Genomic DNA, 22,630 nt, shown 5'->3' with positions numbered 1-22,630 from the left:
CGACTATAAGTAGCCCGGATTTTGTTTGTACAGACCGCCTGAAAAATTGATCTGCGGCTGTGGAATCGGGAAATATTCATCCCTTCCTTTTTGGAAGCTGGCATTTTGCAGGTACGTACGAAGCGTCTTTTCCTTTTGAAAGTAGCTGTTCAGTACATCATCGGCAGCGCCCCAGCGAACCAGGTCAAAAAACCTTTCACCCTCAAGGCCCAGTTCAAGCTTGCGCTCAAAACGCAGGGCCTGCCTTGCATATAGTTGGTTCCATGTGCAGTTTACCCCTGGCTGATAAAGCTCAATATCATATTTCGCAGCATAGTCCGTCGGCGTTGTATTTTGCCATCTAAGCACATATTTGCTTTGTTTTGCCCTTGCTCTAACCTGGTTGATCAGCGGAACGGCTTCCGTTTCACGGCCCAGTTCGATTAACGCTTCTGCTTTCCACAACAGGACATCGGCATAACGTATTACATGGAAGTTAAGTGCCGAACCGCCCCATGGAAAACCTTTAACCATAAACGGTGATTCCGGTGACACCAACGCCTTTTTATTCATGTAATAACCATAAGTGGCCGGTTCACGGGCCCAATTCTCCTGATATGGTGTTTCTGTATAATTTTTCCAGCGAACACCTAACCTGCCGACAGAAAAGTCCAGGCGCGGGTCAATATTTGTGGCAAAGCCGTCAGCCAGGGTCAGCAGGTTCGAATTGTTATAAGTATCAAACTGCGGCAGACCGCTCGCATTTGTTTTGAACGAATTAACCAGGTTTTGACTCGGCTGGAAGAAACCGTCACCACTGTAAGGGCCCCTCGGTGCGTTCAACAAATTGCTCCAGTTGATACGGCCCGCAGGGGTACCGTCGGCGATAGAGTATTGAACGGCGAATACCGATTCCTTACTGTTATCATGTTCGGCTTCTGCCAGCTGCTGAAAGTCAGGCAGCAGTTCATAACCGCCATTGGTGATCACCTCGTTACATAAAGACACGACATTGTTTAACAAACCGTTATCCACACTGGCCACCGAATTATCCGCATTTTGCTTGTATGCGCGGTACAAGGTCACTTTAGCCTGGTAAGCTTTAGCGGCATATTTTGTCGCGCGGCCCGGCTGTGGCTGTGTAACGGGCAGCAGATCTGCCGCCGCACCGAACTCAGCGGCGATCTTTTCAAGTATCTGGTCGCGGGTGAATTCCGTATTTGAGATCTTAACATAGTTCTCGATCTCCACATTTTCGTCGAAATAGGGGATCTTGTTAAATAACCTGCTCAACTCGAAAAAATAATGAGCGCGAAGAAATTTCATCTCGCCTAATCTTACATTTTTCAAAGGTACCTGCGCTTCAGTTACCGAATTAAGCTGTTTGATGGCACTGTTGGCGCGCTGTACGCTACGGTACAGGCTGAACCATTTCCTGTCCAGCAGCGGGTTGGTCGCAAATACGCCCTGGAAGGTTTCAAAGGCGGTATATTCACCTATATCGCCGATACCGCCGCCGCCTTTGTAAGCCGTCCCTGCACGAACGTCACCGTAGATCCAATTGGTGGTTGGGGAAAGGAAGGTTCCATCGCTGCCTTCAGGCCCGGCCAATGCCGCGTAAGCCGAAATGGTCAGCGCTTCAATGCCTTCAGGTGAATTCAATACTGCGTCACTCAGCTTGCCTTGCGGCTTGCTGTCGAGAAAATCTTTTTTACATGCGGTCAGCAGTAATGCCGAGGCAATGACTATATATTTAAGTTTCATGGTTTTCGAGTTTAAATTTTATTAAAATCCAAAGTTTAAGCCGGCGGTGAAGATGCGTGGCAGCGGGTATGGATATCCCAGTCCTTCCGGATCAGCCCCTTTGTAGCCGGTAACAGTGATCAGGTCCTGACCTTGCAGGTATACCCGCAGGTTTCTCAACTTTAACCTGTTGGCCACAACTGCCGGAAGGGTATAGCCGATCTGAAGATTCTTCAATTTCAGGTAAGAACCGTTTTCGATGTAGTATTCAGATAACCTGCCTTCATCATTCAGGTTAACCGCGGTTAACGCAGGAATAGTTGAGCCGGAATTTGACGGTGTCCAGGCATCTAGCAGCCTGTCGCCATGGTTACCTGTCCATAACTGGAAGAAATCGGTATAGAACTTTGAATTGTTATACGCATCGCGAACCATTCCGTTTACAAAGAATGACATGTCGAATGCCTTATAAGTCATTGAAACGTTCAGACCGCCGAAAAATTTCGGCTGGTCTGACCCAAGCCATTCACGGTCCTTATCATTGATCACCTTGTCGCCGTTCACATCCACGTAGCGGATCCTTCCCAGCCCTTTTCCGGGTTGGTTAACACCGTCGTTCAATTCTGCCTCAGTGGTATAAAGACCATTGGTACGGTAACCCAGCCATGAACCCAGCGGTTGGCCTACGATCGTTTTATCCGAGCCGTTGCCACCACCATAGGTATAGAAAATATCAGCCGGAACATCCGTCACCTTGTTTTTATAAACCGAGCCGGTTAAAGTCACATTATAATTAAATGCTTTACCTATGTTATCTCTCCAGCCTATCAAACCCTCGAACCCCTTGTTGCTTAATGAAGCTCCATTGTAGGCAAAAGAACCTCCTTCTCCGATGATTGCGATATAAGGACGGTCGATCAGCATATCTTTGGTTTTCTTTACGAAATAATCCAGGGTGATCTGTAGTTTATTATTCAGCGCACTCAGGTCGAAACCGAAGTTGGTCTGGGTCGACACTTCCCATTTTACGTTAGGGTTGCCGCTGCGGTCCTTGATGATACCGTTCGGAATAATGCCGCGGTTGATACCGCCGATGTCGTAACCGCCCATAACGAGATTCGTCGAATATTTGGTATAGGTTGCTTCATTATCCAGCAGGTCGTTACCGTTCTGTCCCCAGCTGGCACGTAATTTCAGGTCATTGATAAAAGTGCTCTTTTTAATAAACTCTTCCTGACTGATTCTCCACGCACCTGAAACACCCGGGAATACACCGGCGTTATTGTTCTCGCCGAACCTTGAAGATGCATCGCGACGGATTGTTCCTGACAGCAGGTATTTATCATTGTACGCATAATCGATTTTACCGAAGAAAGATTCGATGGCTGTACGTGAAGCCAGGCCTCCGTTGGTCTGCTTGCCGTCACCCGCGCTGATATAGCGGTAGTCGATATCCTGTATGATGTAGTTTTCCCTTCTGGCATTCAGGAACTCATTCATGTTTTCTTTTGCTTCCACACCTGCAAGCGCGTTGATGGCATGTTTGCCGATATTCACGCGATAAGTAACCTGATTGGTCCAGATCCATTGTCTGTCATAGTTATTTTCGGCAGTTACCGCATTAACGTCTACGGTTCTGTCACCTTCATGCCACTTCGGCTCGAAGGTGGAGAAAAAGCCGGTACGGTAATTCACACTGTAGTTGGAGCGGAAAACCAGGTTTTTGATGGGCTCCGCTTCGATAAACATATTACCGAATATCCGCCATTGATTCGACCTGTTTTGCTTTTGCTGATCCAGCAAACGCACCGGGTTCGGCTTGTCACCCAGGCCTTGGGTTGGCCCTGCATAACCGCCGTTGATGTCATACACCGGGATCAACGGGTGCTGTGCGATGGTGAGTTCTTCGATACCTGCCGGCTTTAATTTCTCCTGCCAGTTGGTGATATTGATATTCTCGCCTATACGCAACCTGTTTTTCAGAAAGCTGTAGTCTGTGTTGGCACGTACGTTTACCCGTTTGAAATTGGTGTATCTCACCAAACCGTCCTGGTCGAAGTAATTCAATGAAAATACCGAGCTACCGTTTTCGGCGCCTTTGGAAACGGTTACGTTATAATCCTGTAAAGTCGCACGGTTATATACTTCCTTCGCCCAGTCCGTATCGCCTGATCTGATCGTTTTTGCACCATTGATAAACTCGGGTATTACGGGAACGTCACCGCTTCCGTACTGATCATGTACAGGTTTTACGCCATCGTTTTTATAAGCTGCCCAGTATGCCTCGCCCCATTGCTGCGCATTAAGCATTTTTATTCCGGTGTGGAAGTTCTGTGAGGCCAGCCTTGCGCTGAAGTCGACACGGGTGTCATTCTTTTTCGCTTTTTTGGTCGTAATGATGATCACCCCGTTTGCCGCCTGCGTTCCGTAGATCGACGCCGATGCCGCATCCTTTAAAATCTGGATCGACTCTACGTCATTAGGATTCAGCAAGGTGGCGATGTTATCGCGTGTCTGGATACCGTCGATAACATACAGCGGCGTTCCGTTGTTGATCGTGGTGATACCACGGATACCGACGCTGGTAGCCACACCGCCCGGCGTTCCGTCCGTAGCGATGTTTACGCCCGGTACCCGGCCCTGCAGCGTGGATATGATATTACCGCTCGGAATACTGGCCACATCTTTCATGTTGACCACCGCAACCGAACCGGTGATATCAACCTTACGTTGTGTTTGATAACCGGTCACGACCACTTCATCAAGGACCTTATCGGCATCCTGCAACCGGATACCGGCCAGGCTTTGTTCGTCAACAAGCTTGATATTAAGGGTTTCTTTACCGATAAAGGTGATGCGAACCGTATTACCAGGCTGCGCCTGGATCGTAAAGTTGCCATTCGCATCGGAAGCAACGGATTTAGCGGTCTCCTGGACGTAAATCACGGCGCCCGGAATTGGTTCTTTAGTTTTTGCATCAGTCACCCTGCCCTTATAAGCAGTCTGCGCGAAAACCTGTACCGCCAACATTAGCAACGGTACGATTAGTAGTAGTTTTCTCATAATCAAAAGGTTAAAATTGGAATATTAAATTATTAGGGATAAGTGCTTGGTAATTGGTTTCTCGATTTTTCATTTACTCATAATTAGAAAATTGGCTTTATTATTAATTGTTATTAGGGTTTACATTTTGATAATATTTCTTTATTTGCCGAAGCCGCCTTTGCCCGAAAACATTTTTTCTTTAAATGCCTTGAACTCGGCGACCGTATATGACGGACACCCGCCGCTTTGCGTAGCCACGAAGCCGCCCATCGCCACCGCGTTTTTTAAAATTTCTTTCGGCGATTCGTTCAGGTAATGCGAGGCCAGGAATGCGGCCAGAAACGAATCTCCGCTTCCGATAGTATCTTTTACCTTGATCTCGTTACCCCATATATGGTAGGCCTCGTCGCCGATATAATAGGATGCCCCGAACTCACCTTTTGTCACGATGACTTCGTGAACGCCGAATTTTTTCTGGATAAACCTGACCCGACTGAGTTCGCCGTCCAGGGATCCTTTGAACAATACCTGCGACATCGCCAGTTCAGACTCGTTGAACTTAACGATATCCGCCTGGTACAGCAGGCTTTCCAGCAGCTCATGACTGACAAAGGGCGGCCGCATATTGATATCGAACACCCGGATGGTATCCATTTCAAGCAGGTTCAACAGCGTATTACGGGTAGTTTCATTACGCGAGGCGAGACTGCCGTAAACGACGTACTTAGGTCGAGCGGCCTTGACGTCTGCGATGTCACGCTCGGCGATAAAATCCCAGGCGACCGGGCTTATGATTTCATAGGTCACCTCGTTGCCGTTGAATTTTGCGATCACTTCACTCGTGGCATTTTCCTGATCTTTTTGTACGAACCTGGTAGGTATCCCCCAACCGGTCAGCAGGTTCTCCAGCTCCTTACCGTTAGCGTCTTCGCCAATCCGGCTGATAATACCGGTTTTTACACCGAGCTTATTCAAATGATAAGCAACATTCAGCGGCGCCCCACCCGGCTTTTTACCGGCAGGCAATACATCCCATAAAATTTCCCCAAAACAGATTGCAGGTGTCATAGTCACGTGTTATATATATTTAATGTAAAATGATGTTCGTTCCGATCTGCTCCAGCGAACGCCCCTTCGTTTCCGGCATGAATTTCCAGACAAAGATCAACTGCAGTACCATCATTGCGCTGAAGAAGAAAAAGGTCGTCGCGCCGCCCAGCTTTTCAGCAAAATAAGGGAAGCAGAAAGCGACCAGAGCAGCCATCACCCAGTGCGTCGAACTGCCGAGCGTCTGTCCCTTCGCCCTGACCTGATTCGGGAATATCTCGGAGATAAAGACCCAGATAACAGCGCCCTGCGAAAACGCGAAGAAGGCGATAAAGATCATGATGAATATAGGAATCGATAAACCGCTGAAACTTTGGTTATAGAACGTAAAGGCGACAAGCAGTAATGAACTGATCAAACCCACCGAGCCGATCAGCATCAAAAGGCGCCTGCCTACTTTATCGATGATGTTGATGGCGATGAGCGTGAAGATGAAATTGATCATTCCGATACCCACAGTCGACAACAAGGACGAATGTGCGCCTAGGCCGGCCATTTCAAATATGCGCGGCGCGTAATAGATGATGGCGTTAATCCCCGACACCTGGTTAAAGAATGCAAAAGCCATCGCCAGGAATACGGGCGTCCGGTATTGCCTGTTGAACAGGTTGCCGCTGCCGGCATTTGCCGATTCGCTCGCTTTCTGACTGGCTTTTATTGCTTTGAGTTCGTCATCACAGTTTAACGGATTGATGATCCGCAATATGGAAAGCGCTTTGGCATCTTCTCCCCTGCGTAATATCAGCCAGCGCGGGCTTTCCGGGATAAATTTGATCAGGATCAGGAAGATCACCGACGGAACCGCCTGTACGCCCAGCATCCATCGCCAGGCATCCGTATCTACCTGGCTGATCAGGTAGTTCGACAGGTACGAGATCAGGATGCCCAGCACCACGTTGAACTGGAATAAACCGACCAGGCTGCCGCGCTTCTCCGCAGGCGAAACCTCGGATATATAAATGGGGGCGGTTACCGATGATGTTCCAACGCCAAGGCCGCCTAAAAAGCGGAACAGCAGGAATAACGTCCAGTCGTTAGATAAGGCCGTGCCCAATGACGAAAGAAAGTATGCTATGGCTACAAAATACAAAGTGTTTTTCCGGCCAAACTTATCTGATGGACGCGACCCGAGCAGGGAGCCGATCACCGTACCTATAAGGGCTATCGATATGGTCAGGCCATGCTCGAACACCGAAAGGTGCCAGAATTGTTGAATTGATTTTTCTGCTCCGGAAATAACTGCGGTATCGAAACCGAACAGAAAGCCTCCGAGGGCTACGACCATAGACCAGGCCAGTACAGCGTTCTTCGTCATAAATTAATTAGTGTATTATTGGTTATTAATCGGAATGCAAGGTAGGCGATACGCTATGCGGCCGTTATAAGTTTCGTACCAAAATAGTACAGATTTCACTCATTGATAAATAACTGCAATACAATACTTTAAGAAATGTCAAAAAAACAGCAGTTTCAAAAGGTTCAAAATTATTACAGAAAATCTACAGATTTGATACATGACGTCCCATGATTTCAGCTGTGTCGTTCCGGCCGTTTTTTGGCTGCAATGCTGAAAATCCCTAAGTTTATTAAAGATTCGGCAGACCACCGTATCTGTCACCGTTATTAACCTGATAAACTTATGTTATCCGCTTCTTATTATTTTAACCGAAAGCCGTTTTGTCTGCTTGCCGGAATCTTATGCCTGTTGATCGCAAGCTGCCGGGACCAGAAACAAAACCAAGTATATACGATAGGTTTTTCCCAGTGTGTGGGAAACGACCTGTGGCGTAAGACGATGCTCGACGAAATGAAGATGGAACTGTCGCTCCATCCGGACGTGAAATTCGTTTACACAGATGCACGCGGAAACAGCAGCCGGCAGGTCGCACAGGTGAGACAGATTTTGCAGAAAGGCGTCGATCTGCTGATCATTTCTCCCAATGAAGCCCAGCCATTGAATATCGTGGTCAAAGAAACGCTGGCGAAGGGCATACCGGTAGTTGTTATTGACCGGAAAACATCGTCCAACGACTTTACGGCGTATGTCGGCGCCGACAATTACCAGATCGGCAAAATGGCCGGCAACTATTTTATATCCAAAAATAAAGGCCAGATCAATGCACTGGAAATTACCGGCTCGCCTGCCTCCTCCCCTGCTATCGAAAGGGCAAAAGGGTTTGCCGATGCACTGACGGCTGCCAAACGAATCCGTAAGCTCTATAAACTTAACGGGAACTGGACACAAAATAGCGCAGACCGGGCGCTGTCAAGACATAAAGACATGCTGAAATCTGTGGACGCTATATTCGCGCACAACGACGTCATGGCGGCATCCGCACGACGTACCCTGGAGGTTATGAATCTTAATAGGCCTATCTTTATTTTGGGTGTCGATGGTTTACCCGGTGCCGGCGGCGGACTGGAAATGATCGCTAACAAAATGATACAGGCCAGCGTACTCTACCCTACCGGCGGAAAGGAAGCGGTTCAAACAGCCTTCCGCATCCTCAATCGCGAGCGCTTTGAAAAGGTTAGCATCCTGCGGTCACTGGTCATCGATTCTACTAATGTTCAGTTAATGCAAATGCAATGGGAACGCATTAACAGTCAGCAAAAAGACATCGAAAGGCAGCAATATTTGCTGGAAGAGCAACGCGCCATTTATAAAAGTCAGGCGACCGTATTAAACATCGTGATCATCATGCTGGTGCTGGTGGTAGTTACCGGGGGGCTCGCCTTCTATTTCCTGATGGAAAACCGTAAGATCAACCGCAGCCTGGAAGCGAAAAACGATCATATACTCCAGCAACGCAATGAGCTGATCGAAATGTCGGCAAGGGCGGAAATGGCCACCGAAGCCAAGCTTAATTTCTTTACCAATATCTCCCATGAATTCAGAACGCCGCTGACGCTTATGCTCGGCCCTATCGAGGATCTCATTCATACCGCGAAACTTAATAACGATCAACTGGGCTTTTTAAAACTGGCACATAAAAATATTTTTATTCTCATGAAACTGGTTAATCAGCTCCTCGATTACCGTAAGATCGAATATGATAATCAGACGATTCATGCGTCGCCCAACAATATTATCGATCTGATTAATGAAGTTATCGGTAACTTTCGTCATATAGCGCATAAACGCAACATCGATCTTAGATTATTCAGCCAGGAAAAAGAATGCACCGTTTGGTTCGACATTAATATGCTGGATAAAGTTTTCTTTAACCTGATCTCGAATGCGTTCAAATTCGTAGGTGACGGCGGGCATATTTTCATCCATCTTCACGTCTATAACAATACTGTCCAGATCGATGTCGAAGACAACGGTATCGGCATGACGAGCGATCAGGCTACGCATATCTTTGAGCATTTTTACCAGGCGGATAACGGGCTTTCCAAGGGCTCCGGCCTCGGCCTGGCGTTAACGCGGGAGATCATTCAACTTCACCATGGTTCCATAACTGTAAAAAGTATAAAATGGCAATCGACCGTGTTCACGATCAAGCTTCCACTGGGTGAAAAACATCTCAAAGAAGATGAGAAATTCGAACAGGTGATCGACCCCAAAGGCATTTCCGAACAAGCGTCGCAATATTTTGCGGAACTGGAAACCACTACGTCGACAGGCACCCCCACCGACAATTTTAAAGAGCCCAGGGAGCATTCTATCTTGATCATCGAAGATAATAACGACCTGTTGCACCTGCTGTCCAGCAAACTTGGGGAGCATTACGAGATCTACACGGCCATGAACGGCCGGTCGGGTGTTAACGAGGCTTTTGAGAACGTCCCGGATCTGATCATCTCCGACGTCGTCCTTCCCGAACTTTCCGGACGCGAACTGACCGAGCGCCTGAAGTCGGATATAAGAACCTCGCACATTCCCATCATCCTGCTCACCGCCCAGATCAGCTTAGAGCATCAGATCGCGGGGATGAAAGCGATGGCGGATGCCTATATGACCAAGCCGTTTAATTTTCCTTTCCTTTTAGAAACAATAACCAACCTGTTGAGGAACCGTCATATCCTGAAGGAACACTACACGAGCGAGATCAAAACTAACGACCGACTACCGGTATCAAAAACGCTTGACAAAAAGTTTATCAACGATTTTGCGGGCTACATCGAGCAAAATCTGTCGAATGAGCACCTCAATGTAGAGGATATATCAAAAGCCATTGGCGTGTCACGTATTCAATTGTACAGGAAAGTGAAAGCTTTACTGGGTTATAATATTACGGACTACATTATGAACAGGCGCCTGAAAAAAGCGCAGTATCTGCTGACGAATGAGGATCATACGATCTCCATGATCACTTATATGGTCGGATTTTCGACTCCGAACTATTTTTCAACGGTATTCAAAGCGAAATACGGTTGCACGCCGACCGAATACAAGAAACAGCAACGAACGTAACAGTTCAGCAAAAAAGCGTGCATGTCTTTCAAACATGCACGCTGATAAGTTATGGAAAGTAAACCATTTTTACTCCCCGGATCAGTTGATGATGATCTTAAATGGTTTGCTGACCGTCCGTGAACTGACATTTAAGATATAAATCCCCTTTTTCATTTTCAGTTCGGCGGCTGAAAGTATCACTTTCGTCCCTCCTGATGCCGACAGTGTTTTTATCGGGTGCCCGTTAAGATCGGTGATCGTTATACCCGCCTCTCTGTCTGTCACGGCCGTCAGGTCTACCGTAAATTGCTCCGTAACCGGGTTTGGATAAATACTGATCACCGGCGCGGCAGACGCTTTCTTTTGCGCCGTATTGGTTTCGGGCAAGGCCATCATTGCCATCCCCGAACCTGAACTGACAGGTATGCGAATATTATCCAGGTTCATGTGTCCGAATCCGCCTGCGGAATTATCCACGGCCTTGATGTAACATGACGTCCCTACAAAGCTGGCGGCATTGAAGGTTTTCGTCGTATAGGCCTCGTTATCGTCACCGGTTGCCTTCAGCAATTCTACGTTGTCCGAAGCCCTGCATAGTGCCAGGTACAGGCTGCTGATATTGTTGCCCCCGCCGATCATAAAACTGACCTGACCGTCGCCGCCCAGCGTGAAGTTCTGCGTTTTCATAGCACCCACAGCGGCATCCCCGGTCGACTTGAAACCCCAGAAATGATAGTTGCCCTGTTTGTTGAAAGGACCGCCCCAGCCCCAGTTCACATCTGTACAGACATTTGCGGCGACAAATTCTGTTCCTAAAGTTGACGTCCAGCCGCTCAGATCCCCCGATTCGAAATCGAGCACAAGAAATTGCTGTGCGGTCACGGTTACTGCACACACCGCGGTCTTGGCGCCGTCCTGCGTGGTGACCGTGATATTAGCGGACCCTGCCGCTACGGCGGTGATGATACCGGCCGGATTTACCGTGGCTACGGAGGCGTTGCTCGTTGACCAGGTAACCGCTTTATTAGTGGCGTTCGAAGGGTTTACGGTTGCCACCAGTGTATCTTTTTTTGCTACCGTCAGGCTGGTAGCGGTCTTGTTCAGCGTAACGCCGGTGACAGCGACGGTCGACGTCGATACCGGTATCCTGATATTGTCCAGGTTGATGTGGCCGAAACCGCCGCTCGTATTATCCACCACTTTGACATAACACGTTGTGCCGATATAGGCAGATGCGTCGATGGTGCGGGATACATAGCCCTCATCATTAGGTCCCGTTTCTTTTTTTAACACGGTGCCTGCCGGGTTGCAAAGGGCTATATACAGGTTATTGATATCGCTACCGCCGCCGATCAGCAGCGTGATCTTACCATCGCCGCCAAGCGTGAAGTTCGGTGTTCTCATTTCACCAAGTGCGCTGTCGCCACCTGATTTGAGTCCCCAGTAGTGGTAGGTTCCCTGAAAGGTGAACGGGCCGCCCCAACCCCAGTTGGCATCAGTTACTACACCCGTGTTCGAGAACGCGGTACCGGAGGTAATGGTCCAGCCTGTCAGATTACCCGGCTCAAAATCATACGCCAGGTAGCCTTGCTGGGTAGCGGCAACAGTAACTGTACAGGTAGCCGTTTTTGCGCCGTCAGCTGTGGTGACAGTAATTGTTGCCGTACCTGCAGAAACCCCGGTAACCAGGCCGCTTGCACTAACCGTAGCGACCGCCGGGTTACCTGACGCCCAGGTCACATTCGTATTCGACGCATTCGATGGCGCTATGGTAGCTACCAGTTGTTCTGTTGCGCCTGATGCGATGCTTGTCGTCGTCTTGTTCAGGGTGACGCCGGTGACCGGAACCGTTGCAGACGATACCGGTATCCGGATGTTGTCTACGTTTATATGTCCGAAACCGCCCGCCGTATTGTCAACGATCTTTATAAAACAATTCTGGCCAATATAGGCGGAAGCATCGATGATACGTGACACATAGCCCTCATCATTCGGACCTGTTTCTTTTTTCAACACCGTACCCGCAGCATTGCAAAGCGCTACATACAGGTTGGTCAGATCATTACCGCCACCAATAAGCAGCGTGATCTTACCATCGCCGCCAAGGTTGAAGTTAGCCGTTCTCATTTCACCCAGAGCAGTGTCACCGCCGGATTTATACCCCCAGTAATGATAATTCCCCTGGAAAGTAAACGGCCCGCCCCAGCCCCAGTTCGGGTCAGTGACTACGCCCGTATTCGAAAATGCAGTGCCCGACGTCACCGTCCAGCCCGTCAGGTTCCCCGGTTCAAAATCATAGGCAAGGTAATTTTGCTGGACAACTGTAACCGCGATGGTAGCGGTCTTCGCTCCATCTACCGTGGTCACCGTTATGGTCGCTGTCCCCGGCGTTACACCGCTGATCACGCCTGACGCGCTGACCGTAGCGACCGCGCTGTCACTGGAAGACCAGGTAACATTGGTGTTAGAGGCATTAGCGGGCGCAACGGTGGCAACCAACTGTTCGGTTGCTCCCGTTCCTACGGTAGTCGACGTTTTGTTAAGAGAGACGCCCGTAACGGGAACGATCTGGACATTGGTACCGATACCATAGGTGACTACCGATGTAAATACCGTCGTCCCGCCATTTGAATATAGTTGTACGCCTTTGCTATCGGCTTTCGTCGGGTAAATACGTGCAGAGAAAGCCGCTTTCTCATTGATGAACACATCAATGACCGAGTTATCGATGAACACATGGAAAGTTGCCGGTTTACCAAACGCTACCTCGTCGTAAGGCTGCGTTAATAACACCTTGTCCTCCACATTGCCGGATAGCGAGGAGATCGATTTGTCCAGGATGATATTCTTCCCGACAGCGTCGTAATAAAGCTTTGTTACTTCACTCCCGTCATTTGAACGGCGGATATTTAGTCCATAACTGCTGGCTGGTGTCGCCGGGTTCAGCGTAGCGATGATCTCCGCTTTGGCGCCGTCAGCGACCGGAACATTGGAGGTAGTACTGACACTTATATTGGTCAGTGTTTGCTGGCTGCCCGATGACCTTAGCGATGTCGTTTGCGCAGCGGGTGCCTGGCCCAGCGTCTTATTATCTGCCAGTAAAGAATAGGTGCGCGGAAGACTGAAAGTATGCGCCCAGCCGGCATTCAGCTGTGCCTGCGAACTTCTCCGCTCATCAACAATACCGATACCAACCATCTGTGAGGAGGCGTTACGCGCGATAGCGGGCGAAAGATGTCCCGGTATCAGGTCCAGCATTTTCGGCTGGTTATAATCAGGCGTAAACTGCCCGTTCGTATACGTCCCGATCCAGTAAACGCCGCGTGTATATTTGGGGCCGTACTTGGTGACGGAACCGCCGATCGGGTTCACGATCAGGATATATTTGCCGTTACCCAACGGTTCGAAAACCGGCATCTCCCAGATCACCGAACCGATATCCATGGAGGAATACGGCACTGTACTGAAGTTGGTTTTATGCGTCCAGCTGTTCAGGTCGGTGGAGGTGTAACAGTCCAGGCCGCCACCACCGGATACGGCGGCACCGATGATCATTACCCAGGTCGTCCCGTCTTTGAAGATGTACGGGTCGCGAAAATCATTAACAAACTGCCTGTCGATCACCGGCGTGGTTTTCGTCCATACTTTCAGGTCGGGATCGGTGCTGGTCGCATGGCCGATACCCGGATTAAACGGACCGGAATGATTGACGGCGGTGTAGAAGGCGTGGGCTGTTCCATTATTAACGATCACATCGCCCGACCAGATACCCTTCATATCATAACCCGTCGTTGCCGTCCAGTTGAGTTCAGGGATCAGCGCGTCTTTCGTATTTGTCCAGTTAACGAAGTCCGTACTGATCATATGTCCCCAGTGCATCAGTGTCTTAAATGGCCCGTTTGGCGTACGCTGGTAAAACAAGTGATATTTCCCGTTAAACTCCACCATCCCATGCGGCTCGTTCGTCCAGTTCGCAGGCGGCATGCCATGAAATGCGGGACGCTGCAGATCGGAAGCGAAGCGCGTGGCCGGAACAGCAATCGCCTGCTCCCCTGTCGTCGTGATCGACGCGATACCCGCGTTATAATTTCCCGTCACCGTGGCGGCGGAAATCGCGGATGTATAGATCTTCGTTTCATCATAAGTACCGTTCATGGCATTGATCAGAAAGATACCGTCCGTTTTGTCAGTATTGCCTTTCCCGATGATGAGGGGCACGTTAGCGCTGTTGATCGTACCATTCTGAGGCGTGGCGATACTGGCGACCTGCGCGCCGTTAAGATAAAGTTTCAGCTGTCCCGCCGGACCGTCCAGGTTTGCGGCAACATGCGTCCAGCTGTACAGGGGGAATTTCGCAGGCGCCTGGCAGGTGTATTTCTGCCCGTTCACCGTGACCGTGATATACCATACGCCAAAGGCATTCATGAACAGCGCAAACCCGTTGGTGCCGTCGGTCTGGCTGATGATCGCCGACGGGGTCAGGCTGTTATAGGGAACTTCAGCGTCAGCAGGATAACTCTCGAGTACCAGCCAGGTCTCCAGGCTCAGCGAATTGGTGAGGCCAAGGTTTTTACTGGTTTGCACCCATGTCGAAAAGCCGTCGGTCCTCAGTCCGTTACCGGTAACACCTGTTACACGCTCCGGTTTTCCGAACTGGTTATTGACGGGAAGGTTTGTTCCGCTGACCTCCTCCTTGGTGGTCGCGGTCGTGTTCGTCTCATTGTACTTCAGGTAAAATACCGGCGTTTGTGCCCGCGCGCAATAGAGCGCCGACAACATGACTGTTGTTAATAGAATTTTTCTCATAATGAATATTTAGGTGTTGGTTAGACGGCCTAAAATTGCGCAGTATGAGCCGTAAGGGCTTTCAATAATCCTTCAAAACCGTATGGTTTTCGTTCAATAACAAACTACTTAACTTAGGGAAGATAATAAACCGTTAATTAAAACATCCCCGGGCGACCGTCCCGGCGGGATCGCTCCGGAGATTGCATAAAAACGGGTCCGCCATACCAACGGCTACCCTGCTATACCCACCATTTCAAAGGCAGGCTGACACGTTCGACCGATCCAACGGTCAGGTCAGGTTTATAGGCATAATGCTGAAGGCTTTCCTGATTGGAAATTCCGGACAATACCAAAATGGTTTTATATCCCATTTGTACACCGCCTCTGATATCCGTTTCCATCGTATCTCCGATCACGGTAGTACCGGCGGTTTCCAGTCCCAGGAATTTTCTTGCCGACCGCATCATGACCGGGCTGGGCTTGCCCGTAACAAAAGCCTTTCGTCCCGTCGCTTCTTCGATCATGGCCGTCGTCGCCGCAATGCCGAGGTTGTTCCAGCCCGGTTTCCTCGGCGACGGGTCACGGTTGGTCGTAATGAACTTCGCACCAGCGAGGATCATGTCGACCGCCTTCTGTACCATCGGCAACGTAAAATTATGCCCCTCTCCCAATACTACGAACTCGGCGTCTGCCTCTACCAGCCTGATGCCGTGTTCCTGCAGACTGGACAGCAGTCCGCCTTCGCCCAGTACGTAGGCGGTTCCCTGCGGATGCTGATCACTCAAAAATTTGGCGGTCGCCATAGCGCTCGTATAAATATGTTCCACGCCGACGTCGATGCCGATCCGCTTAAGCTTATCCACCGCTTCCTGGGGGGTACGCTGGCTGTTATTGGTCATAAAGGCGAACGGTATTTGTTGACTGATCAGATAACCGATAAAGGCGTCTGCGCCGTGTATCAATTGCTCTCCGCTGTAAATAACGCCGTCCATATCGATCAGGAGTCCTTGTTTAAGTTTGTTTGCTGCTATTTGCTTTTCCATATAAATTAAGGGGAAATGAAAAGTCCGACCGGACTTGTTTTCTGAGCCAAGTTATCCCGAATAACCCGCGCGCTTCTTCGATTTTATTTCAAAAGCGTACAATATTTTATCATTGCCGGCCTCGGATTTCGGGAAAATACCCAAACTGTTAATTTGGTGTTAACCGTTTCCCTGCCGGGCGGAATAATCTTATTTACAAAACATGGAAAACACAAAAAAAATTGGTGAAATGATCCGCATTCAACGCACTATCAAAGGCTATAACCAGGAATATATGGCCTTCGAACTGAATATCTCGCAGTCGACTTATTCAAAAATGGAAAGGGATGAGTCCGAAATTACCCTTACACGAATTTACGAGATTGCCGAAATCCTGGAAATATCACCTTTTATACTCATGCCAAAACCCAAATACGGTACCGTGATCAGTTTTCACGGTTTTTCAAAATTCATAAAAAAAGTAAAACAGATATTGATCTTTAACCGTCCGCATGCACCGGGCAATTAGCAGACATCCGGGTCTTCGCCGGTCTTTTATTAAACAAAAAAGGGAATGGTCGTAAACGACCATTCCCTGAAGTATTGAAGTATGTTGGATAAGGTATATTATGGTAAGGTCGCTGCCGCTTCTCCGTTCATGGGTCCGCTTTTAAAGGCGTTGCCTTTGAATCCATACCAATAGGTGGTCACAGCAAAATCTGCCGATCCTGTTTTCCAGCCGAGCATCTCCAGATCCATCTTAAAGCTGCTGCGGAACGGTACGCCGTCCAGTATCCGCGTTCTGGTGAAGGTATTGTAGCCGAACGAATCTTCATTATCCGCCCTGGGGGCATTCGCGAACGGTGTCTGGTACAGCACGACCGGAGCCCATGAGGTGTTGTAGTAATCCTCTGTACCGGTACCGAATTCACTGGGGAATTTATCATCGTCCACCCATATCTTCTGGTCACCTTCCCCGTACCAGACGTGCATATGATTATAAACGGCCAGCGTATTACCCAGATAAACGCCTTTGCCGGTGATCGTGCTCATGTTCCAGTCTTTTACCTTTTCCTCTTCATGGGTAATGGGAACCTCCCGCGATTGTTTCCATCCGGTGTAAAAATACATACTGCGGTCTGTCCATTTCCAGCTTGCTGTGGTGACCGCGAGGTCGACATTAACGGCTTCCTCACCGAGGTTTTCCAGGGTTATTTTTGCTGTCGACCGGTATGGCATCACCCATCTGGCAATGATGGTTCCCTTGGCATCTACCTTCCTGTACCAGCTTTGAATTGGCTTTCCGCCAACCCCGCTGCCAGAAAAGTCACCGATCGGACACCAGACCGTCTGTTCGCCGTCAAAGACTATCTTCAGTACCGTAGAACGAAGTGCCTGCGCGTATTTTTTTTTATCGCTTTCTTTAAGTGTCATCGCAAGCTGACGGATTGAACGGTTTCCGCCGGGCAGGTTAAGTGAATAACTTTGGCCCGGCAAAATACTTTTGACCCCGCCTGTTGGCCTTCCCTGCCTTGTTGGCGGCCTCCAGAGGCTGGCATCAACCTTAGCCAGTAAAGTCGTCAATGATCTAAGCTGCGATTTTCTAAAAGTAGTAACCCTGGTTCCGGATGCATATACCCGGTAATTGATCTGGTAATAGCGCGGTTGTTTCGGATCTGTATCCCTGTCCTCCAATGTGACTTTACAATGTTTTGCAAAAGGAAGCGGCAGGTAAAGCGTACTGCCTCCTTTTTCGATTGCCTGGTAAGAAGAGTGAGGATTCAGCAAAGCCTTGCCGAGCGGCAGGCCGCTTTTCATCAGATCATAAGCCGGGATAACCAGTTCAGGTGTTTTGCTATGATCGAAATAGATCCTGATCGTCGCGTTGCGCTTAAACGTCGTCAGCCAGAACCGTACGATCGCGCCGGGACCGTCCGCATCCAGCATGACCTGTTCCTTCCGTCCATCGGTTTCTTCGGTCCGGATATATTGCCCCTGGTCCGCGTTTGCGCCCCATCCTGCCGTATCGGGAGCTACGGACCGGCGGTCATAGCTGCTGGCTTGTTTCACCTGAAATGAATGCTGCGGCCAGCTGGCCACAGCATCAGGATCGATCATATCGCTTAACAGTCCGGCCACCGTGACCGGTGACTGGCCGGAGGCGCCGACCACGAATACGCAGTTCAAAAAAATTAAGGCGGAAATCTTTAATGCTTTCATATATGTTATGGCTCATTTTTAGGGTAACTGGCCGTCATCTGCCAAATTTTGATCGACTTTATCCTAGCTTCGCCGTTCGAAGCGAACACTTTCAAACCTTGCGCATCCGCGCGCGTCGGATGAATCCAGTTGGTAGCCATCTTACTGTCATTAGCGAAAGCCTGAATAAGACCTTTGTCCAGGTATATACGGAGTTTCAGCGCCTGACCACCAAGGTCGAAATGGCGTATCTTGTCGGCACGTTTGTCCGTACCCGACAAGGGGTCTTTAATGCGGCGCTGCTTTAACGAAGTTTTGCTAAGGTCGATGCCGAATTTTTTGGCAGCCTGGTCATGGAAGATAAAAGTATTTTCCAGATCGTCCGGCGTTGATCTCACCAGCATGCCGAACTTATCCGATCTGGACTCCAGTTCTATTTCGACTTCCAGCATATCGCCTTTGATATTGCGAAGCGCGTTGTTCACATCGGACAGGCTTTTGTTCTTTAACGACAACAGCTGCTTCTCGCGAAGCGAATTTAACTCGACTATAGGCTTCACACCCAGCGCTCCTTTTTCATTAAGGAAGATATGCATTGGCAGGCTTGCGCAATTCGCCCAGCCTGGCCCCTGCGCCCAGGCGGCAACACAGAAGATCAGTGCACGGCCTGTCTTCGGATCGATCATACCACTCGGGCCGATATTGCTTTTGATGCCATAATCCCAGTATTGCGGTTCTTCTTCGTCCGGGATAAATTTATAGTTGGCACGGTCATAACGGCCAAGCCAGTAATATATCTCCACATTCTCTTTTAATCCTTTCGGACTGCAGATCATTACATAGCGGGTCTCACCGTTCTTATATTTGCCGATCGGCAGGAATACCGGCAGTTCCCAAATACTTCCCAGGAAAGGATATTTTTCGTAGTTAGATTGGAAGAACGGCCCTTTCAGGTCCCAGTCCTTTAAATCCGATGACTCATAACACCACGCTGTTCCTCCCTTTCCTTCGATGCCTGAACCGACCAACATGATCCACTTACCGGTTTCTGTATCGCGGAAAACGAACGGGTCGCGGAATTCGCCCTGCAGCCCCTGGTCTTTACGCTGGACAACCGTGGTCGCAGGACCAGGTATCCACTCTTTCAGGTCGGGATCGCTGATGTCTTTCGGGAAGGCCAGTGCGACACCCTGGTTGAGCGTCTTGCTCCAGTTACCGAAGGTATAGATCAGGAACGGATTACCGTTTTTGTCAAATGAAGCGCTGCCGGACCAGATACCATCGGGCGCAACCGTATCGCGGCGCGGCGATATGGCTTCAGGCGCGTCATACCAGTGAACAAGGTCGTCACTCACCCAATGGCCCCAATGGATCTGGTGCCAGAAAGGCCCTGTAGGGTTGTGCTGATAGGTCAGGTGATATTTGCCTTTATAATAGAACGGCGCATGCGGCTCGTTCATCCAGTGTCCCGGCGGGATCGCATGATATTGCGGGCGTTCGGGATCGTTCAGGTACTGCCTTCGGTCAAGCTTAATATCCCTGAACGCGATCTGCGGCACCTTATTCCCGTGATCTGCCAGATAGTCGCGGTAGTAGCGGCTCACGTCTGCGTCTGAAAGCGCGTGATCGAAAATCAGCAGCTCATCCATCAGGCCGTTGAACATATTCAGTCGCCAGGGCCCGCGCCCGTCAAACAGTTCGGCCTGGTTGTGCTTTCCGATGATCAACGGAACGGCAGCTTCCTTTACCGGCCTGTTTTTTTCCGTGAATTTTTGAGAAACCAGCGCACCGTTTAAATAAATTGATGCTTTCCCGGCATTGCCGTCGTACGTGGCGGTCAGGAAAGACCATTTCGCCTGCGGCAACAGGTGATTTTCATCCCAGACCTCTATCCATTCTTCCCCGGTGCCTACCTGGAATGACCAGGTACCGTGCCGGAACATGCCTAGAGCGAAACCGGCTTTCGCAGATTTGTCCTGCTTGTTGATAATGGCAGAAAGCTTACCGCCGTCGCCATGTTCGAACGCCCTGGGCGCTATCCAAACACTGATCGTAAAACCGTTCTGTGGCACCTTCGGCCCATTTTCGGCAACCTCTATATAATTCGTACTTCCATCGAATACCAGCGCCTCTCCTTTGATCCCCTTTCTCTTTAAAGGATCCTGGAACGGTGCCACGCTGTTGAAAACGGAGTGCACGGAATCGCTTTGACCGGTGACATGCTCTTTTACCAGCTTCCCGGAAGCTTCATCAAAGCTCCAGACAGCGGAAAGCCCGTTGCCCTTCTGCGCCTTCGCCGGCAGACCGGCACATAAAAGCACAGCGGATGCCAGCAGGTATCCTGCAGCAATTTTTTTCATATATCTTGTCTTTTTAGGTTACCAGATACTTTTTAACGGTGTGTAGCTAAAATCTTTTAAAATCAATGCTGCCGGGGCCTGTACACTGATCAGACCAAGCGGCTTTTCAGGGAAAAAGATATCCGTCATTACGCTCGATCCATTGTCCGCAAACAGCTCGACCGAAGCGACATCTACATAAAGCGTCAGGCTTATGGTTTTTCCAGCGCTAATGCGGGGTGCGTAATGAATTTTAGCGAATTCCTTGTTAAAGTCATTATTTCCGGCCGCTCTCCTGTCAATGTAAAACCTGTTACCGGCTTTGTCATATCCTACTACCAGCTTGTTTTTCGCCGTATTCGACAACACGACAGAGAAGGACGCCAGGCCGTTGGTTTGCAATTGCAGCTTATACGGACCGCTAAGCGATGTTTTGTTCAGCGGCTTTGATAAGCCGGCACGAACCGCCTTTGGCAAATTAATTGTAGCTTTCGCCAGCACTGCGAGTTCCTTCACCGGCTCAGTACTTAAGCTGATGCCATTTTTGTCATTGAACAGTTTAAGCTCGCGGGCGATGGTAGTTGCCCCGCGCCATGATTCGGTAGGCACTTCGTTCGCGTAGGTCCAGTTATTCATCCAGCCGATAAAAACTTTGCGGTTCCCGGTATTCGCCCAGGTAATACCTGCGTAATTGTCCGTTCCATAATCGATCCAGCGCGTCTCTTCCTGTAGCGGCGTAAACTTGCTTCCGTCGAAATCCCCCACAAAATACTGGGTGCCCGAACCGCCGTTTGGCGCCCCTGGATTTATGCTGATCAGCAATACGTAGTACTTCTTGCCGTTCAGCATCAGCGGGAACAGGTCCGGGCATTCCCAGACACCGCCATGCGCACCAAGTTTTTCGCCGAACTCGCTTTCTTTCTTCCAGTCTTTTAAATCAGGCGACGAGTAAAAAGTAATACGGTCTTTCGTAGCCAGCGTCATGATCCATTTCTTTTGCTCGGCATACCAGCTCACCTTCGGATCGCGAAAATCGACGATGCCCGGGTTTTTAAGCACAGGATTACCAGCATACTTTTTCCAGGTCAGGCCCTCGTCAAGGCTGTAGGCGATGCTTTGATTCTGGAAATCGTTGCGTTTCGCCCGCTCTCCTTTCATATCATGATGGGTAAATATGGCAACCAGCGGCGTTTTACCGTCCTTTCCGAAGCCCGATGTATTGAGCGAGTCAACGACAGCGCTGCCGGAAAAGATCAGGCCGAGGCTGTCGGGGTACAACGCAACAGGCAGGCGATCCCAATGAACAAGGTCTTTGCTGCTCGCGTGCCCCCAGTGCATCGGCCCCCATTTCGTGCCGCCGGGGAAATACTGATAAAAAAGGTGATATTTTCCTTTGTAATAGACCATCCCGTTCGGGTCGTTCATCCACTTCTCTTCCGGCGTGAAGTGAATCTGCGGGCGGTGTTTTTCCGTGCTTGGCTGGGGGCGCTGCTGCGCGCAGCTTAATAAGGGCATGAGGCCGACCATGGCCATGCAACTGAGTACTTTCAACATAATGTATTTTATAAAGTGGTAATTATTGGTTTCTTATCAGCAAATAAACAGGCCGAACTTTTTCAACGTGATATCCCGGGAGCGCAAAAAACGCGATCGCTCGTAGCAGCATTAAAATTTTCATACAGGTCTTTGATTGGTTTAAAGGCTGCAAGGTATCGTCTGGTCAGGTTTTAGGCGTTTAAAATCCCGTCAAAAACATTCAAAATTGTATCATATCAAGCTGGAGTTGCCTGCACACAGATTTTTATTGTAACATTCAGGATGGAGTTACAAAGGGTGGACTGTTCCCGCCACAAGAAAATCTGCATGATATACGGCAACAAGCCCGTTCACTCTTGCTGGCCTTCAAAAACAGCATAACGCTATACCCTGTCAATGTAAGTAAGCGCGTCCGCAAGGTAGATTTGAGGCATTTGCGGCCGGGCTTCTGTCAGCTGTATAAAGGAATT

Annotated in this window: 11 protein-coding genes; 2 read left to right on the top strand and 9 right to left on the bottom strand. The window is 49.5% G+C overall.

Going from position 1 to position 22,630, the window contains the following annotated elements; all coding sequences use genetic code 11:
* Window positions 1-3 precede the first annotated feature (3 nt).
* From ABD894_RS15170 to ABD894_RS15155, 4 genes are all read right to left on the bottom strand, one after another.
* Window positions 4-1,743 carry a RagB/SusD family nutrient uptake outer membrane protein gene (locus ABD894_RS15170; protein WP_345211905.1) on the bottom strand — a complete coding sequence of 580 codons (1,740 nt, stop codon included), beginning with the start codon at window positions 1,741-1,743 and terminating at the stop codon, window positions 4-6.
* 21 nt (window positions 1,744-1,764) lie between these two features.
* Window positions 1,765-4,785: a SusC/RagA family TonB-linked outer membrane protein gene (locus ABD894_RS15165; protein ID WP_345211904.1), complete on the bottom strand. Its 3,021-nt coding sequence runs from the start codon at window positions 4,783-4,785 to the stop codon at window positions 1,765-1,767.
* Window positions 4,786-4,926: 141 nt separating this feature from the next.
* On the bottom strand, window positions 4,927-5,835 hold the full coding sequence (locus ABD894_RS15160; RefSeq protein WP_345211903.1) for a carbohydrate kinase family protein: 909 nt from the start codon (window positions 5,833-5,835) through the stop codon (window positions 4,927-4,929).
* A 19-nt stretch (window positions 5,836-5,854) separates the two neighbouring features.
* On the bottom strand, window positions 5,855-7,189 hold the full coding sequence (locus ABD894_RS15155) for a sugar porter family MFS transporter (RefSeq protein WP_345211902.1): 1,335 nt from the start codon (window positions 7,187-7,189) through the stop codon (window positions 5,855-5,857).
* Between the two features lie 324 nt (window positions 7,190-7,513).
* Here ABD894_RS15155 and ABD894_RS15150 point away from each other — a divergent pair, with 324 nt between their 5' ends.
* Window positions 7,514-10,294, top strand: coding sequence for a substrate-binding domain-containing protein (locus ABD894_RS15150; RefSeq protein ID WP_345211901.1), 2,781 nt, complete (start codon window positions 7,514-7,516; stop codon window positions 10,292-10,294).
* Window positions 10,295-10,375: 81 nt separating this feature from the next.
* On the opposite strand, the gene ABD894_RS15145 is transcribed toward ABD894_RS15150, so the two are convergent.
* Entirely contained in the window at window positions 10,376-15,082 is a 4,707-nt protein-coding gene (locus tag ABD894_RS15145; RefSeq protein WP_345211900.1) for an Ig-like domain-containing protein, read from the bottom strand.
* Window positions 15,083-15,303: 221 nt separating this feature from the next.
* Window positions 15,304-16,107 (bottom strand): HAD-IIA family hydrolase, encoded by an 804-nt coding sequence (locus ABD894_RS15140; RefSeq protein ID WP_345211899.1) that lies wholly within the window; start codon window positions 16,105-16,107, stop codon window positions 15,304-15,306.
* Window positions 16,108-16,309: 202 nt separating this feature from the next.
* On the opposite strand from ABD894_RS15140, the gene ABD894_RS15135 reads away from it, so the two are divergent.
* Window positions 16,310-16,615 carry a helix-turn-helix domain-containing protein gene (locus ABD894_RS15135; RefSeq protein WP_345211898.1) on the top strand — a complete coding sequence of 102 codons (306 nt, stop codon included), beginning with the start codon at window positions 16,310-16,312 and terminating at the stop codon, window positions 16,613-16,615.
* A gap of 98 nt (window positions 16,616-16,713) precedes the next feature.
* On the opposite strand, the gene ABD894_RS15130 is transcribed toward ABD894_RS15135, so the two are convergent.
* Genes ABD894_RS15130 through ABD894_RS15120 form a run of 3 tightly spaced genes read right to left on the bottom strand, consistent with a single transcriptional unit; the run spans window position 16,714 to window position 22,178 of the window.
* Window positions 16,714-18,306 (bottom strand): glycoside hydrolase family 172 protein, encoded by a 1,593-nt coding sequence (locus ABD894_RS15130; protein WP_345211897.1) that lies wholly within the window; start codon window positions 18,304-18,306, stop codon window positions 16,714-16,716.
* 5 nt (window positions 18,307-18,311) lie between these two features.
* Window positions 18,312-20,645: a LamG-like jellyroll fold domain-containing protein gene (locus tag ABD894_RS15125; RefSeq protein WP_345211896.1), complete on the bottom strand. Its 2,334-nt coding sequence runs from the start codon at window positions 20,643-20,645 to the stop codon at window positions 18,312-18,314.
* Between the two features lie 18 nt (window positions 20,646-20,663).
* The gene (locus tag ABD894_RS15120; RefSeq protein ID WP_345211895.1) at window positions 20,664-22,178 is read right to left on the bottom strand and encodes a glycoside hydrolase family 32 protein; all 1,515 of its coding nucleotides are present in this window, start codon (window positions 22,176-22,178) and stop codon (window positions 20,664-20,666) included.
* Window positions 22,179-22,630 lie beyond the last annotated feature (452 nt).

The organism is Mucilaginibacter gynuensis, assembly GCF_039541195.1.
GTDB classification, from domain to species: Bacteria; Bacteroidota; Bacteroidia; order Sphingobacteriales; family Sphingobacteriaceae; genus Mucilaginibacter; species Mucilaginibacter gynuensis.
Note: the sequence above shows the minus strand (reverse complement) of the source record. Positions and strands in the feature narration are given on the sequence as shown.